General features: G+C 48.3%; 16 protein-coding genes. 11 read left to right on the top strand and 5 right to left on the bottom strand.

Translation table 11 applies throughout. The features are described 5' to 3' along the window. Positions 1 to 1061: 1061 nt before the first annotated feature. The 6 genes from mgtE to BMY75_RS01630 all read left to right on the top strand — a co-directional run bounded on the left by mgtE (position 1062) and on the right by BMY75_RS01630 (position 6852). Entirely contained in the window at positions 1062 to 2531 is a 1470-nt protein-coding gene (gene mgtE, locus BMY75_RS01655; protein WP_347499917.1) for a magnesium transporter, read from the top strand. 1 nt (position 2532) lies between these two features. After that, on the top strand, positions 2533 to 2970 hold the full coding sequence (locus BMY75_RS01650) for a hypothetical protein (RefSeq protein ID WP_074828744.1): 438 nt from the start codon (positions 2533 to 2535) through the stop codon (positions 2968 to 2970). Between the two features lie 60 nt (positions 2971 to 3030). Further along, on the top strand, positions 3031 to 3525 hold the full coding sequence (locus BMY75_RS01645; protein ID WP_074828742.1) for a DUF6985 domain-containing protein: 495 nt from the start codon (positions 3031 to 3033) through the stop codon (positions 3523 to 3525). Between the two features lie 34 nt (positions 3526 to 3559). Beyond that, positions 3560 to 4645, top strand: coding sequence for a protein kinase domain-containing protein (locus BMY75_RS01640; protein ID WP_074828739.1), 1086 nt, complete (start codon positions 3560 to 3562; stop codon positions 4643 to 4645). A gap of 90 nt (positions 4646 to 4735) precedes the next feature. Next, a complete protein-coding gene (locus tag BMY75_RS01635; RefSeq protein ID WP_074828736.1) occupies positions 4736 to 5314 on the top strand; it encodes a biotin transporter BioY in 579 nt (192 codons plus the stop codon). A gap of 176 nt (positions 5315 to 5490) precedes the next feature. Then, positions 5491 to 6852: a glycoside hydrolase family 3 protein gene (locus tag BMY75_RS01630; protein WP_074828733.1), complete on the top strand. Its 1362-nt coding sequence runs from the start codon at positions 5491 to 5493 to the stop codon at positions 6850 to 6852. A 109-nt stretch (positions 6853 to 6961) separates the two neighbouring features. On the opposite strand, the gene BMY75_RS01625 is transcribed toward BMY75_RS01630, so the two are convergent. Beyond that, entirely contained in the window at positions 6962 to 7729 is a 768-nt protein-coding gene (locus tag BMY75_RS01625; protein ID WP_074828731.1) for a ZIP family metal transporter, read from the bottom strand. Between the two features lie 243 nt (positions 7730 to 7972). Between BMY75_RS01625 and BMY75_RS01620 the strand changes: the two genes are divergently transcribed. After that, positions 7973 to 8299 carry an autorepressor SdpR family transcription factor gene (locus BMY75_RS01620; protein WP_074828729.1) on the top strand — a complete coding sequence of 109 codons (327 nt, stop codon included), beginning with the start codon at positions 7973 to 7975 and terminating at the stop codon, positions 8297 to 8299. Continuing rightward, on the top strand, positions 8238 to 8948 hold the full coding sequence (locus BMY75_RS01615; protein ID WP_074828726.1) for an SdpI family protein: 711 nt from the start codon (positions 8238 to 8240) through the stop codon (positions 8946 to 8948). Before BMY75_RS01620 ends, BMY75_RS01615 begins: the two co-directional genes overlap by 62 nt. A 546-nt stretch (positions 8949 to 9494) precedes the next feature. Here BMY75_RS01615 and BMY75_RS01610 read toward each other — a convergent pair. The 4 genes from BMY75_RS01610 to rnhA form a co-directional block, all read right to left on the bottom strand. Further along, entirely contained in the window at positions 9495 to 9752 is a 258-nt protein-coding gene (locus BMY75_RS01610) for a hypothetical protein (RefSeq protein ID WP_074828724.1), read from the bottom strand. A 72-nt stretch (positions 9753 to 9824) separates the two neighbouring features. Continuing rightward, positions 9825 to 10907, bottom strand: a complete 1083-nt coding sequence (mnmA, locus tag BMY75_RS01605) for a tRNA 2-thiouridine(34) synthase MnmA (RefSeq protein WP_074828721.1) — start codon at positions 10905 to 10907, stop codon at positions 9825 to 9827. 14 nt (positions 10908 to 10921) lie between these two features. Beyond that, positions 10922 to 12133, bottom strand: a complete 1212-nt coding sequence (gene nifS / locus BMY75_RS01600; protein WP_074828719.1) for a cysteine desulfurase NifS — start codon at positions 12131 to 12133, stop codon at positions 10922 to 10924. Between the two features lie 20 nt (positions 12134 to 12153). Beyond that, on the bottom strand, positions 12154 to 12627 hold the full coding sequence (rnhA, locus tag BMY75_RS01595; RefSeq protein WP_074828716.1) for a ribonuclease HI: 474 nt from the start codon (positions 12625 to 12627) through the stop codon (positions 12154 to 12156). Positions 12628 to 12911: 284 nt separating this feature from the next. Here rnhA and BMY75_RS01590 point away from each other — a divergent pair, with 284 nt between their 5' ends. The 3 genes from BMY75_RS01590 (at position 12912) to BMY75_RS01580 (ending at position 15325) form a co-directional block, all read left to right on the top strand. Then, positions 12912 to 14570, top strand: a complete 1659-nt coding sequence (locus BMY75_RS01590; protein ID WP_074828712.1) for a glutamate--tRNA ligase — start codon at positions 12912 to 12914, stop codon at positions 14568 to 14570. A gap of 83 nt (positions 14571 to 14653) precedes the next feature. Further along, complete coding sequence (locus tag BMY75_RS01585; protein WP_074828709.1) at positions 14654 to 14998, top strand: hypothetical protein; 345 nt, start codon at positions 14654 to 14656, stop codon at positions 14996 to 14998. 12 nt (positions 14999 to 15010) lie between these two features. Then, a complete protein-coding gene (locus tag BMY75_RS01580) occupies positions 15011 to 15325 on the top strand; it encodes a hypothetical protein (protein WP_074828708.1) in 315 nt (104 codons plus the stop codon). The last annotated feature ends 7 nt before the right edge of the window (positions 15326 to 15332 follow it).

The following is a 15332-nucleotide window of genomic DNA, read 5'->3' as shown; positions in this document are numbered from 1 at the left end:
TAAGTATGCCAAGGATGGGAGCGTTGGCTCAAGCGTTGCGCGGCAACAAACCTGCGCACCAGACAAACTATGCCGCGAACTGAGCTTTTGCTCAAGCTTTTCGCGAAAAGCTTGCGGATGAGCACACAGTCAGCAAAGCTGACTGTTAGAGGCAGAGCCTCTCGGTCAAGGCGCAAAAGCGACGCGGCAATAGTGCTTTAAGTAGCACAGCAAACTTCCGACCCAAAAGGCGCGGCAATACCAGATAATCCGAGCGTATGCAATCGTATGCATACGCTCAAACTATGTGCGGAAAATTATTGCCGTGCCTGTCATCGGACAGCGAAGCGAATCCGATGACACGACCCGAGGTACGAGGGGCGAAAGTCCGCAAGCCACCGTATACTAAAGTATACGGTCGTATGCCGCCGTACAAATTATCCGCGGAACAATATTGTCGCGTATGTAATCAACGGCGATTGCAACAGTAAAAGCAGTCGCTGTTATCTGACAGCTCGACCCGAGGAACGAGGTGTTAAAGTCCGCAAGCCAATGTATACCAAAGTATACGACCGTATGCCACCGTACAAATTATCCGCGGAACAATGTTTCCATGCACGGAATTAGGGCGATTTGTCATAGCGAACACAGTACATGTTATCGAGCTGAAGAACAAGTCACATCATCTGCCACTCTAGGTCAGAAAATCCAAGCAAAATAAGAGAAATTTTACTCATGACCCATGGTCAGCCATTGACATATGCGTATCAGTGTGGTATAATATTAAAGTAAAAAAATCTAAAGTAAAAGGACGGTGAGGACAGAAGTGACTAACGGTGACAGTTGCGGGTCAAAAGGGCAGCTATGCGGCAAAATATCCTGCGGGCGGCAAACTGTAACGGTTCGTCGTCTTCTGTAATCGTGTCTGCTTTGCGGACAGACCTAAGGATATATGTGCGCTGCCTCTGACAGACCCGTGTAAGGCGTTTTTTAACGCCGCGGTCAGCAGAGGACTTTTTATGCCCATTTTTAACCCCTTGCGTCATTATTAATATTATTAATATGAACGGAGGGCTATGGATATGGCAGAGGATATCAAAAAGGATACCGAGAACACAGAGGATATCTCAAAGATAAATACAGATGACGATACCGCCGAAATGGCGGTAAAGCCCGATTATGAGGGCGAGATTATAGAAGTTATACGCAGCAACGATTCGCCGCGTGTGATACTGAAAAAACTGGAGGACTACCACGGCAACGATATCGCGGGTGTTGTGGCTGACCTTACAAAACAGGAAAGGCAGAAGCTCTACCGCGTGTGCAGCGGTGATATGCTGGCGGAAGCCTTTGAATACCTTGATGAGGACGATGCGGGAGTTTACCTCAACGAAATGGATCTTCAAAAGGCGGCTGCGGTGGTGAGTCTGCTTGAAACTGATACCGCGGTGAACGTTCTTCGTGAGATAGAGCGTGAAAAGCGCGGTCTGATAATCGATGCGCTTTCGGCTGAGGTAAGGAAAGAGATCCGCCTTATCGCGAGTTTCGACGAGGACGAGATAGGCAGTAAGATGACCACTAACTGCATCATCATCAAGGAAGACCTGACCATAAAGCAAGCCATGAGCGAGCTTGTGCGTCAGGCGGAAGATAATGACAATATCACCACTATTTTCGTGGTTGATGATAATGAGGAATTCTACGGAGCTATCGATCTGAAAGAGCTTATCACAGCCCGTAGCACCAGAACGCTGGAGAGCCTTATAATGACCTCTTTCCCCTATGTTTACGCCAACGAAGAGATAGATGAGTGTATTGAAAAGCTGAAGGACTACTCCGAAGACCTGATACCCGTGCTGGATAACAGCAGTCGTCTGCTGGGCGTTATCACTGCGAAAAGCCTTATCGAAGTTGTTGACGATGAGATGGGTGAGGACTACGTGATGTTCGCAGGTCTGACCGCAGAGGAAGACTTGCAGGAACCGCTTTTGCAGAGCATGAAAAAGCGTCTGCCATGGCTGCTTGTACTGCTTTGTCTGGGTATGCTGGTGTCAGGCGTTGTGGGCGTTTTCGAGAAAGTCATCTCACAGCTGACACTCATTATGGCATTCCAGTCGCTGATACTGGATATGGCGGGTAACGTTGGCACACAGTCTCTTGCGGTGACTATCCGCGTGCTTACGGACGAAAACCTTACTTTCTCCCAGAAGATGCATCTTGTGGCAAAGGAGACCCGCGTAGGTCTTTCAAACGGCTTGCTTCTGGGCGTTATGTCTTTCGGTCTGGTGGGACTTTACATAATGTTATTCAAGCACCGCACGGCAGGATTTTCCTTTGCTGTCTCGGGCTGTATAGGCATCTCGCTGATGGTGGCTATGCTGATTTCCAGCGCGGTGGGCACCATAATACCCCTGTTTTTCAAGAAGATAAAAGTTGACCCAGCAGTTGCTTCGGGTCCCCTGATAACCACCGTCAACGACCTTGTGGCTGTGGTGACTTACTATGGACTCAGCTGGATGCTGCTGCTGAATGTTATGAATCTGGGAGGATAAAATGAAACGTAAAATTATTATTGCTGTGATCATACTTATATTTACAGCTTGTGTGGCTTATGTAGTATATATTTCTTCGCCCATGGTACGAATGACAGTGGCATATAAATTGAATGCCGAACTGTTTGAAAAGGCGGCGCATGGAAATGAGGATGATGTTGAGCGTCTTGTACATAAGCTTAATGACACAGTAGGATTTCAGAATACTTTTGATGATGGTATAGTAGAAGCTAACCGTAAAGAAGATCAAGAAAGACTGTATATCATCGGATACAGAGAAGAAGTAGAAAGTTCAGCCGGTGGCAAGGAGTTAAGATATGAGTGGGTCTACTCGGAAACCAAACCTGATTTTGAAAATAAAGAGATGAGCAGTTTCAGGCTTGAAAAGACTTTGGGTGACGGCTGGTACTTATATAGATGGTTAGGTTATATTTGTTAGATTCAGCAGTGCGGTAATGTGCTGATGAATTTAATAATGAACAATCTGAGGAGGCGTATTATGGAGAATAAGGTTTTCCGCGAGGGGGATATTTTGACCGACTGTGTTCTCGGTGATGAGATCGAGATCTATGTTCCCCATGAAAATGTCAGCGGTGAGTACATAAATAAGTGCGTTCGGAAGCTGATAGATCTGCCCGAAGATACGCTTTCGGCTATATGTGAAGCGGCGAAAAGGTACTGTTTGTTCTTTATCGAGCTTTGCAGGGACGCGGCAGGGGAGAGATTCGACCCATCTGATTTTCCGCCTGTTGACAAGACTACGCCTGCGAGTGAGATGTTCAGGTATTTCAATATTTCTACGGTGGAGTTTGAAGTCCCGAAGAACGCTGATATCCCTGCGCTGAACCTCAGCGGAGGCTGTGAATGGGAGCCCGAACATGGTATCCAGATATGTATTCTCGGGGATAAGCTTGTGTATCTCGGCGGTTTTGAGGGCAATTCCCCTTGGGGCAAATATGATCCCGATGATGATTGGAATTTTGCAAACGTTTAAGTAATAATCAAAGGCAGAAAGGAGGGCGTTATTTTTGGAAAACAGCTTGGAGCGCAGGCTTTCGCAATACGAACCGCTGTGGAATGAGTGGTATATTGACAGCTTCATGTGGGAGGACGACCTTGGGTCAATGTTCTCGCTGAAAGACAAAAACGGGCGCAAAAGCGCGGTGAGAGTGCTGACAGTTGACAGTACTGCCTGCGGCAGACCCCTTTCCGAACTGACGGCAGCTGCCATAAAAAGGATAAACGCCCGACTTCCTCTGGCGGGGGAAGCCTTCCTTGTCAGCGCAAGGAACTTCACGGTGAAAAACATCGAAAACGTTGGCGCTCCGCCTGTTGCCGCAGATATTCTCGTGCAGACGGACGACTATCGTCCCCTTGAGATCGATGGTCAGATGCCCTACATAACAGCCCGCAAACTGGCGGATAACATCTGCCGCGGGATTCGCACAGCCCACAGAAACGGCTTTACATTCGGGGATATCTGCCCTAAGAATCTCCGCGTTGACAGCGAGGGTCATTTCTGTCTTGATGCTCCCTGCACTTATCTTCCTGCCCTTGCAGACCATACCTATGCAGCACCTGAAACGTTTTCTGAAAACTACGATCATTTCAAGGCTGATATCTATTCCTACGGAATAATGCTGTATCAGCTTTTCAACGGAGGACTTCTGCCTCTTCAAAAAGAGGGAGAAAGCCCAGAAAACGCAGTAAAATCGCGGCTTGATGGTCAGCCTTTTGACCCACCTGCGGGTGCTCCTCCCGATATTGGGCGTTTCATAATGCAGTGCTGTATGGCGCACCCCGAGAGCAGATATGCTGATATGGATGAGGTCTACAGGGTGCTTAGCCAGCTTACCATGGACAGCATACCGCCACAGTACGAGGCTTGCTATGTACCGCCCGAGAAGCGAATGGGTGAATCGAAAAAAGTTCCCGAGACTAAAGAAAGTTCCGTAACTAAGCCATTACAGCCACCTCAGACAACACCCGAAACTGCTCCGCTTTCCGAAGAAAAGGAAAGCCGTGGTATGCGCTTGTATGTTTTGGTACTGCTTTATATGCTGTTGGCGGCGGGTGGTGCTTTCCTGATCTATTCAATATTTTTTCTGAAATAAAAAATAGTATACCTTTTTTGAAAATTAGGTTGACAAATATCGTCGGTTGTGATATAATGTATACCAGTGAATGAAAAGAGGTATACAAATATGATCACACAAACAGCAACACCCACAACCCACGAAAGCAAACAGCTTCTCACCGTTAAGGACATGGCCCTGACCGCGATGTTTGCGGTTTTGATAGCCGTATGTTCATGGATATCTATACCGACAGCGGTGCCTTTTACCATGCAGACATTTGCTGTTTTTTGCGCAGTATCAATGCTGGGCGGCAAAAGAGGGTTCTTCGCAGTGCTGGTATACATACTCCTGGGTGCAGTCGGTATCCCCGTATTTTCGGGATTTAAAGGCGGTCTGGGAGTACTGCTCGGTGCAACAGGCGGATACATTATCGGATTTCTTGTAATTCCTGCCCTCTGCCTGCTGACAGAAAAGCTCTTCGGCAAGAAGCTTATCGTCGAGATCTTGTCGATGATAGTTGGTCTTACCCTTTGCTACGCTTTCGGAACTGCGTGGTTCATTAAGGTCTACACCGATACAAAGGGTGACATGACCCTCGCAAATGCCCTTAAATTCTGCGTTTTGCCTTTTATCCTCTGGGATATGTTGAAGCTGGCTCTGGCTATTGTGCTTTCAACTGCGGTTAAAAAGAGAGTGCGTATTTAAATAGCTTAATCGTTTGCGGTAATATAGTCCTGCGTTATTTAGCGCGGGACTTTTTCTATGAATCGCTTTTTCCAAAGTGTAGCAAATTTCTGATTCAAATGTTGACAATCCGCGAAAATAGTGGTATACTGTATTTTGATATTTGATTTTACGAAATCGTTTTTAGGAGTGATAATATGTCGAAATCGAAGAAAAAGGCGAGTGTCAAAGCCAAGAGTATACGCACTTTGCTGATTCTTCTGGTGATAACAGGCGCACTGAGTGCCTATGTGGTGCATGGTTATTTCAAGAATCGTCCTGTTGAACTTGTTGACAGCAAAATGTCCGAGAACGCTGCAAAGCGCGGCAAGAAAGCTGAACAGTCCGATAAAGCGGACGATAACCTCACAGATGAGGAAGAACCCTATACCGAAATTGAACAGCGGTCCGACGAGACAAAACCCTCAGCTAAAACAGATGAAAAGACAGATAAGCCAGTCGAAAACGATATCGAGAGCGATGAGATAACCAAGATGATGGCTGAAATGAGCCTGCACGAGAAGATCTGTCAGCTTTTTGTGGTCACTCCCGAAAGCCTTACAGGCTATGATCTGGTGACGGAATCAGGCGCGGCGACCCTTGATGCGCTGAAAGATTACCCTGTGGGCGGTCTGATCTACTTTGCTCAGAATCTGGAGGACGTTGACCAGACGAAAACCATGTTGTCTGCCACCGCCGATAGCAACAGTACTGTCTCCGATATCCCGCTGTTTTTCGCGGTGGACGAAGAGGGCGGAATAGTCGCGAGATGTGCTGAAAAGCTGGGCACCACGGAGTTCCAGCCTATGTATAAATACCGCAAAAAGGGCGCAGATACGGCTTATAAGAACGCTTTCACTATCGCTTCGGATATCGCCGAACTTGGCTTTAACGTCGATTTCGCACCCGTGGCGGACACCTGGTCGAACCCCGATAATACCGTCATCGGCACCCGTGCCTACAGTGACGATTTTGAAGAGACTGCCGAGCTGGTGGCAAGCGCGGTCAAGGGCTTCAAGGACGGCGGAGTCATCTGCTCGGTGAAGCATTTCCCGGGTCACGGCGACACCGCTGAGGACTCGCACGACGGAATGGCTTGCAGCTACAAGACCCTCGATGAGTTGGAAAATGCCGAATATCTGGCGTTTGAGAGCGGTATCGAGGCTGGCGCTGACATGGTCATGGTGGGTCACATCACCATGGTGAATGTTGATAACCAGCCTGCGTCCCTCTCGAAAACTATCATTACCGACGAGCTTCGCGGAAAGCTTGGTTTTGACGGCGTGATCGTCACCGATGCCCTTGCCATGGGTGCTCTGGCAAATTATTACAGCTCCGATGAGATCTCTGTGGCTGTACTGAAAGCGGGTGGCGACCTACTGCTTATGCCCGAAAATCTGGAATCTGCCGTTGCAGGTGTTGAAAAAGCCGTAAAGAAAGGCGATCTGACCGAGAAGAGAATCGACGAGAGCCTTGAACGTGTGCTTCGTCTTAAAAAGGACAGGGGCATACTCAAATAAAACGATTTCGCAAATGATTTAAGCGGGGAATTTTCTCCCCGCTTTTTTTCGTGGCTGATTTTGTTCGTTTGTAATCGTTCAAAATTCATCTATTCAAATCTTTCGCCTTTTATAACGCCACATCAAGTGTCATCATCAGAATAAACCCTATCATCACGCAGATAGTTCCCGCGCGGGAGCCTTCAAGGTGAGCCTCGGGGATGAGTTCATCTGCCACAACATAGAGCATCGCGCCCGCCGCAAATGACAAAAACCAAGGCAGAACAGTCTGCGCCGCACCAGCCACCAGTACAGTTAAAACGCCGAAAACAGGCTCCACAATGCCTGAAGCCGCCCCGCAGAGAAATGCTTTCAGTCTTCCCATGCCGTGCTGACGAAGGGGTATGGCGATAGCCGCTCCCTCGGGAAAATTCTGTATTCCCATACCCACCGCCAGAGCGACTGCCGCCCCGAAAAGCGCAGGGTCAGCGCTCCTTGCCGCTACCGCAAAAGCAAGCCCCACTGCCATGCCCTCGGGGATATTGTGGAGAGTTATGGCGAAAACAAGCATCGCCGTTCGACCTCTTCGCCGCTCTGTATCTTTAGCAAAACATGGCAGCAGCTTATCAAGTAGCATTAGAAAAACCACCCCGCAGGCGAACCCGCCAGCCGCAGGTATCCACCCACGTTTGCCAAGTTTTTCTGATTCTTCTATTGCAGGGATCAGCAAGCTCCACACCGAAGCCGCTATCATAACTCCCGCCGCGAAGCCCAGAAAAGCCCTCCTGACTTTGTCTGAAAAGTCGTCGCTGTACATGAAAAGCACCATCGCCGCCCCCAGCGCCGTCATCAAAAATGTAAAGCCTGTCGCGCAGGCAGCCGAAATCAAACCCGTCATAGTATGCTTCCTTTCTTTTGGTGTTATGCTATACTATGCTGATATCGTGCGGGCTGACACTCTTGAAATACCTATATATTGCTTTGTTTCAGCGTTGGCAGACTTTTCTTTTTCTAATTTAGAAAAACTTCTAAATACCCCTTGACAAACTATCATAAGTGTGATATATTGTATTTAGAAAACATTCTAATTAGATATTCTTCAAATTTACGATCAACCATTTATGCTGAAAGGAGATGCCCGATGGGATTTCAGGAAACATTCAAAGCACTGTCCGACCCTGTGCGGCGGGATATTCTCGTACTGCTCAGGGACGGAAGAATGTCGGCGGGGGATATCGGTTCTCATTTCGATATGACAGGAGCGACCATGTCCTACCACTTCAAACAGCTGAAAAATGCCGACCTTATTACAGAAACAAAAGAAAAGAACTTCGTTTATTACGAGCTCAACACCTCGGTTTTTGATGAGCTTGTAATGTGGTTTGAGATGATGAAAGGTAAAAAAAATGAAAAAACTGACATGGGGCATAGCCCTGTTACCGCTGATAGCGACGGCAGCGGCGGTTAATTTTCTTCCCGAAAAAGTGCCGACACACTACAACGCCGCAGGAGAGATAGACAACTGGGGCAGCCGAAATTCCGCCTTTATACTGCCGATTATTATAATCATTTTCAAGGCGATCTTTGAAGTGATAGCCAGAGCGATGCAAAGTCGGGCGGTGGACTGTGAAAATTCAGCCGATAGAGCAAAGCAGAACATCAAGGTACTTCAAAAGATCATTCCCTGGGTGATTGGCGCGATGGCTGCGTTTCAGTTTGTGATGCTCGTAAAAATGTGCGCCGACAGCCATGCTGATATTTCAAATATGCCAATCGACGGTATGAGGATCTATGCATTTATCTTCGGGCTTATCTTCATACCCATTGGTAACAGTGTTTCAAAGACCCGCCGAAACGGTCTGATCGGTTTCCGCCTGAAATGGACGCTTTATAACGATGTCACCTGGCAGAAGTCCAACTTCTTTGGGGGAGTTTGTCTGATGCTGGTGGGCATCTGCACCATGATATCTACTGCATTTGTGAGCGGTCTGGCAGATTTACTGCTTATGGTTGCTTATCTTAATGTGGCGATCGTTGTGATGATGGTTTATGCAAAGCGTGTTTATGATGAGGAAAAGGCTAAAGGGGATAATTCGGGGATAGGAAATCAGGAGTAAAAAACTATCTTGCGGAAAATGCCAAGGAAGAGAGCTTTTGGTCAAGCTTTTCGCGAAAAGGTCCTCGGCCGGACTGGCCAATTTCGCGGCAACAAATCTGCACACCAGACAAACTATGCCGCGAACTGAGCTTTTGCTCAAGCTTTTCGCGAAAAGCTTGCGAGGAGCCACAGTCAGCAAAGCTGACTGTTAGAGGCAGAGCCTCTCGTTCAAGGCACAAAAGCGACGCGGTAACAAAGCAATTAATAGCACAACAAACTAACGCCCAAATAAGGCGTGGCAATAACGAAATTCCGAGCGTATGCAAAACCAATGCATGCGCTCAAACTATGTGCGGAAAAATATTGCCGCGCCCGCTGTCAAACAGCGAAGCGTCTTTGACAGCTCGACCCGAGGAACGAGTGGCGACAACTTGCAAACTAACGTACACAGCTAATAACCGACAATCCCAACAAACCAAGCCACACATAAAGCCATAGTTCTTCCGATCGTAAATCAGAAAAACTATGGCTTAAATTTTCGATATAACAATGCGAAGGATCTCAGCTAAAACTCACCATTCTTAAACCTGAATAACTGCTCCTCGCCCCAAATAACATTGCTGAAAAGCGAATAAACCTTCCCATTGTTGGCGCAGATAATATCCTGCGCTTCGGAAGAAAAACCACTGGCGAAACAGTGCGTAACCAGAGTCTTGTCACTTATACGTGCAAAGGCTTTTTCAGCGTATCTGCCGGTGACCAGAGACTTGCGGTCGGTTTGAAAAACTATCAGATTCACAGGTGCTGTGCGAGATTCTGCCATAAAGTCCAACAAACTGCGGCGGCAGATACTTTTTTATCTCGCAGGCGGGAATGTTTTCCTTGACTAAAAATTTCATCTTGCGGAATCCTCTATCGTTCCTCCGCCGATGACATATTCCCCATCATAGAACACCACCGACTGTCCCTTGGAAACCGCCTTATGTGGCACATCAAACTCGACTTCGGCTGTGTTTTCACCTGTGGGGTAGATGGTGCATGGAACATCTTTCTGGTGATAACGGGTCTGGGCTGTGCATCGCAGGGGCGAAGTCAGCTTATCGATGGTGATGTAATTCACATCACCGGCGGTGAGCCTTTTGGAGCAGACCTGTTCTGCATTGCCCATGATAAGGCGGTTTGAAGCCATATCCTTGGCGGTGACGAAAAGGGGTTCGCTGTAAGAAACTCCCACACCGCGGCGCTGACCAATGGTGTAATGTATAAGCCCCTTGTGTCTGCCAAGCACAGTGTCGTCGGAAAGCACTATATCGCCCTCGGGCTGTTCACCTGCCCTCTCGGTTATGAAGCTTGCATAGTCGCCGTCGGGGATAAAGCAGATATCCTGAGAATCGCGCTTGTGGGCGTTGATAAGACCGTTTTCTTCGGCGATGGCGCGTATCTCGGGCTTGTTCATTGCACCCACGGGGAAAAGGGTGTGGGCAAGCTGTTCCTGTGTCATTCCGTAAAGCACATAGCTCTGGTCTTTTGACCTGTCGGCTGAACGTTTCAGCAGCCATCTTCCGCTGGCTTCATCGAAATGAGAAGTCACGTAGTGCCCCGTGGCGATGAAGTCAAATCCCAGAAGCTTTGCCCTGTCGAGAAAACTTCCGAATTTCAGGTGCTTGTTACATTCTATACAGGGATTGGGTGTGCCGCCCGCAAGGTAGGTATCAACAAAATTGTCCATCACGCAGCTTTTGAATTCGTCGGAAAAATTGAAGACATGGAAATCGATGCCCAGCTTCAGCGCCACAAGGCGGGCATCCTCAACATCGTTCAGCGAACAGCAGGTTTTTTCGCGGATGCCGATATCCTCATTATTATAAAGGTGCATGGTCGCCCCAGCGACTTCGTAGCCCTCATCAAGCAGCAGCTTTACTGCCGCAGAACTGTCAACACCGCCGCTCATGGCAGCGAGAACTCTTTTTTTAGCCATAATAACTATCCTTTTTATTGTACTGTATAATCGGGTATGCCCTCTTCGCGGCAGATGCGCTGCCACATGGGTGACATACTGCGCAGGCGTTTTATCGTCTCGGGGAGGACTTCGAGGATGTAGTCGATATCCTCATCGGTGTTTCCATCGCCTAAAGTCAGCCTGAGTGAACCCTTTGCAAGCTCCTCGTTAAGACCTATCGCCGTCAGAACGTGTGAGGGGTCTATGGAACCGCTGGTGCAGGCAGAGCCCGAAGATGCCGCGATACCGCGGATATCCAAAGCAAGGATAAGGCTCTCGCCCTCGATGCCGCGGAATGAGATATTCACATTGCCCGAACTTCTGCACTCCCTTCCGCCGTTGAGACGTGAATAAGGTATCGCGGCGAGGATATTGTCTATCAGCCTATTGCGCATCTTGGCAAGGCGAATATTGCGTTCATCGATACCACTGACCGCATCGGTTATAGCGACACCCATGGCAACTATGCCAGCGACATTTTCCGTGCCCGCACGCTTGCCGCGCTCCTGCGCACCGCCGTGGATAAGGCTTTCCAGAGGTGTACCTGTACGAACATAAAGCGCACCCACGCCCTTTGGTGAATGGAATTTATGTCCCGAAATGGAGAGCATATCTATGTTCATATTCTTCAAGTCAAAATGCAGCTGACCTATCGCCTGAACCGCATCTGTGTGAAAAAGAACGCCTTTCTTTTTGCAGACTTCGCCTATCTCTTCAATGGGCAGGATACTGCCAATCTCGTTGTTTATCGCCATTACCGATACTATTGCTGTGTCCTCGCGAATGGCGTTTTCCACCTGTTGGGCTGAAACAATACCGTCTTCATCGGCGGGGAGATAAGTGACCTCAAAGCCGTGTTTTTCAAGGTGTTCGCAGGTGTGAAGAACTGCGTGGTGCTCGATGTTTGTGGTTATGATATGTCGCTTGCCGTTTTTAGCACCGAATTCAGCGGCACTTTTTATAGCAAGATTATCAGCCTCAGAACCGCCCGAAGTGAAAAAGATCTCCGATGGTCTGGCTGCACCAAGGGCTTCCGCCACCTGACGGCGGGCATTGAGGACGGCTTTTGCCGCATCCATGCCGAGGGTATATATGCTTGACGGATTGCCGTACTGCTCCTTGAGATATGGCAGCATGGCATTCAGGGCATTGTCGGAAACATTGGTGGTCGCCGCGTTATCGGCGTAAACAAAGGGTTTTTCCATAGTTTATAACCTTTCTGCGATCATTCGCCGACTACTTTGTCAAAAGACTTGCCCAGTGATCTGGCTTCCTGCGAGCCCTTGACCGCCAGCTCGTCACAGCGCTCGTTTTCTGTATGACCTGCGTGACCTTTCACCCATACGAACTCCACCTTATGAACAGCGAGGAGCTGTAAAATTATCTCCCAGAGATCACTGTTGAGGGCGGGCTTTTTATCGGCTTTTACCCAGCCGCGCTTTTTCCAGCCCTCTGCCCAGCCCTTTGTTATGGCGTTTATAACGTACTGGGAATCGCTGTACAGCGTGATCTCGCAGGGCTCTTTCAGTGCCTGCAAACCCTTTATCACCGCGGTCATCTCCATGCGGTTGTTGGTGGTCTTGGGGTCTCCGCCGTAAAGCTCTTTGCTTATATTATTGAACCTGAGTATCGTGCCGTAGCCCCCGGGGCCTGGGTTGCCCGAGCACGCACCGTCGGTAAAGATCTCGATTTTTTTCATATTTAGCTTTCCTTTTTTGATATGTTAGAACGTTAGTCAGACCGTTGAAAAAACTGGGCTGACTATGTATGTCTTAAATTTTATTATACCATATTGATTGGAAATTGTAAAGACACTTACGACACATTTCCAAATATACCAAGTATATACCAAAATTACCACTGGTATAAGGTGTTTCGCCGATGTTGACACAATATACAAAATGTGCTATAATATTATAGTATATTTTCCCGCACTGTCCCACTTTCGGGATATCGGGTATTTCATAAAAAGGATCTGATAACATGGATAATTTCGCATTAGCTAAACTGCTGTTTCCCGACGTAACTGCCACCCCTGAGGATATGGAGGCTAAGTTCCCAAAGAGAGACCTGCCCGAGGGTGCCTGCGTTACAAGAATAGGACCATCACCCACAGGTTTCGTACATCTCGGAAATCTCTATAACGCTATAATCGCTGAGAGGATAGCTCATCAGTCCGGCGGCGTTTTCTACCTCAGAATAGAAGATACCGACAACAAGCGCGAGGTCGAGGGCGCGGTGGAAACTCTTATCAACGCTATGGAATACTTCGGCGTACACTTTGACGAGGGCGCTACTGCCGAGGGCGACAAGGGCGCTTACGGTCCTTACCGACAGCGTCAGCGTGCGGGCATATACCATGTTTTTGCTAAGAAGCTTGTTGAGCAGGGCAAGGCTTATCCCTGCTTCCTGACCGAGGAAGAGATTCAGGCTATCCGCGATGAACAGATGGCTAACAAGGCAGACCCCGGCATCTACGGCAAGTACGCCGAGAAGAGCAGAAGCCTTTCTCTTGAAGATATCAAGGCAAATATCGATGCAGGCAAGCCCTGGGTACTGAGATACAAGGGCGAGATGAACGATGAAAGGATAGTCGTTGAGGACGCTGTCCGCGGCAAGATAGAGATGCCCCGCAACTTCGCAGACTTTGTACTGCTGAAGAGCGACGGCATACCCACCTATCACTTCGCACACGTAGTTGACGACCACCTTATGCGCTCCACCCACGTTATCCGCGGCGAGGAGTGGATAAGCTCACTGCCCATGCACGTTGAGCTGTTCGGTCAGCTGGGCTGGACTCAGCCTATCTACTGCCACACAGCTACACTGATGAAGATAGACGTTTCCGAGGACGACCCCGAGAAGCAGATAAAGAGAAAACTCTCCAAGAGAAAAGACCCTGAGCTGGCACTTGCATACTATCAGCAGGAGGGCATAAGCAACGATGTTGTATGGGAGTTCCTGCTGACACTGCTGAATTCAAACTACGAGGAATGGCGTGCGGCTAACCCCGATGTTTCTTATATGGAATTTCCTTACAGCATAAAGAAGATGTCCATTTCAGGCGCTCTGGTGGATATGGACAAGCTCCGCGATATCGCTAAGGAGACTATCTCACGCATGGACGCTGAGACAGTTTACAATAACTGGCTGGCTTGGTGCGAGGAATACAATGACGAGTTCGCAGGACTTCTGAAAAAGTATAAGGACAGAACTATCGCTGCGCTGAACGTCGGCAAGAACGGCAAAAAGCCCCGTAAGGATATCGAGACCTGGAAACAGGCTTGCGATTTCATGAGCTTCTACTATGACGAGACTTTCAAGAACGAGGACGATATGGCTGAGCAGGCTGACGAGGAATCCCGCAAGACATTCTTTGCGAAGTATCTTGCAAGCTATGACCACGCTGATGACAGCTCCGCATGGTTCGATAAAGTCAAGGCTATCACCGAGGAGCTGGGCTTTGCGGTAAAGCCAAAGGATTACAAGAAAGAGCCCGAGAAATTCAAGGGCAGCATAGTGCATATCACAAATATGCTGCGTATCGCACTGACAGGACGCGCAAATGCTCCGGATATACACGAGGTCAGCCATGTTCTTGGCGAGGATATCGTAAGGGCAAGGCTCTCCAAATGGGCTTGAATGAATTCATAATTCATAATTCATAATTCACAATTCATAATTATTGACAGGCATTATTGTCTGCTGTATCTGAGGTTACGACTATGGCATACGAAGCACATCTGACCCGCGCTGAACTGTGGGTCTATGATAAAGAACCTATAACTTTTGAAGAAGTTGTGGCTCTCGACCTGCCCGATGGGTTTGAAGCTGTTGAAAACGGCACTTTCTCGGACGGCGCTGTGAGCATCAATCTGGGAAAATGCGTAGTCTACACAAGACCGGACGGAGTGAAGAATTTTCTGATATTCGGAAACGGTGCGCCGTATTTCAAGATGCTTAGCGAGGAAGATGCTACACCATTTATCAAGCTGGCAGAACTTCTGGGCGCAAAAGTCCAGGGGGACGAGGGCGAGATATACACCCGTGACGGTGTTCAGTGGGAATAACAGGAGGGTATCATGCAGACCATAATAATCATGCTTGACCCCGAAAAGCTGGAAAATCCCGACCTTGACCTCACCTATGCACTTCCCGTGAGGATAGAAGAATATACAGACAACATCGTATATGACAACGGCTATGATTACGTTGACGGCGACGTTATTGCGATGTGGCTTGAGACCGAGAACGCCGAAGTTGGCGCGGAGAAAGTCATTGAACTAATAAAAGCTGAGAGGATAGTTGACAACGACCTCTCAAAGACAGTAGAAATACTTATATCGGAAGAGGACTGCGCCGAGATAGATAAATGCAGAAAGATATTCCCCCGATAGATACAGA

The sequence above is a fragment of the Hominimerdicola alba genome, assembly GCF_900109655.1.
Taxonomy (GTDB): Bacteria; Bacillota; Clostridia; order Oscillospirales; family Ruminococcaceae; genus Hominimerdicola; species Hominimerdicola alba_B.
This window is presented reverse-complemented; position numbering and strand designations above follow the sequence as displayed.

What these genes read in the sequence shown, in the direction of transcription:
- mgtE (WP_347499917.1), top strand. Translation starts at nt 1,062, where the DNA reads ATGGCAGAGGATATCAAAAAGGATACCGAGAACACAGAGGATATCTCA.
- BMY75_RS01650 (WP_074828744.1), top strand. Translation starts at nt 2,533, where the DNA reads ATGAAACGTAAAATTATTATTGCTGTGATCATACTTATATTTACAGCT.
- BMY75_RS01645 (WP_074828742.1), top strand. Translation starts at nt 3,031, where the DNA reads ATGGAGAATAAGGTTTTCCGCGAGGGGGATATTTTGACCGACTGTGTT.
- BMY75_RS01635 (WP_074828736.1), top strand. Translation starts at nt 4,736, where the DNA reads ATGATCACACAAACAGCAACACCCACAACCCACGAAAGCAAACAGCTT.
- BMY75_RS01630 (WP_074828733.1), top strand. Translation starts at nt 5,491, where the DNA reads ATGTCGAAATCGAAGAAAAAGGCGAGTGTCAAAGCCAAGAGTATACGC.
- BMY75_RS01625 (WP_074828731.1), bottom strand. Translation starts at nt 7,729, where the DNA reads ATGACGGGTTTGATTTCGGCTGCCTGCGCGACAGGCTTTACATTTTTG.
- BMY75_RS01620 (WP_074828729.1), top strand. Translation starts at nt 7,973, where the DNA reads ATGGGATTTCAGGAAACATTCAAAGCACTGTCCGACCCTGTGCGGCGG.
- BMY75_RS01615 (WP_074828726.1), top strand. Translation starts at nt 8,238, where the DNA reads ATGAAAAAACTGACATGGGGCATAGCCCTGTTACCGCTGATAGCGACG.
- BMY75_RS01610 (WP_074828724.1), bottom strand. Translation starts at nt 9,752, where the DNA reads ATGGCAGAATCTCGCACAGCACCTGTGAATCTGATAGTTTTTCAAACC.
- mnmA (WP_074828721.1), bottom strand. Translation starts at nt 10,907, where the DNA reads ATGGCTAAAAAAAGAGTTCTCGCTGCCATGAGCGGCGGTGTTGACAGT.
- nifS (WP_074828719.1), bottom strand. Translation starts at nt 12,133, where the DNA reads ATGGAAAAACCCTTTGTTTACGCCGATAACGCGGCGACCACCAATGTT.
- rnhA (WP_074828716.1), bottom strand. Translation starts at nt 12,627, where the DNA reads ATGAAAAAAATCGAGATCTTTACCGACGGTGCGTGCTCGGGCAACCCA.
- BMY75_RS01590 (WP_074828712.1), top strand. Translation starts at nt 12,912, where the DNA reads ATGGATAATTTCGCATTAGCTAAACTGCTGTTTCCCGACGTAACTGCC.
- BMY75_RS01585 (WP_074828709.1), top strand. Translation starts at nt 14,654, where the DNA reads ATGGCATACGAAGCACATCTGACCCGCGCTGAACTGTGGGTCTATGAT.
- BMY75_RS01580 (WP_074828708.1), top strand. Translation starts at nt 15,011, where the DNA reads ATGCAGACCATAATAATCATGCTTGACCCCGAAAAGCTGGAAAATCCC.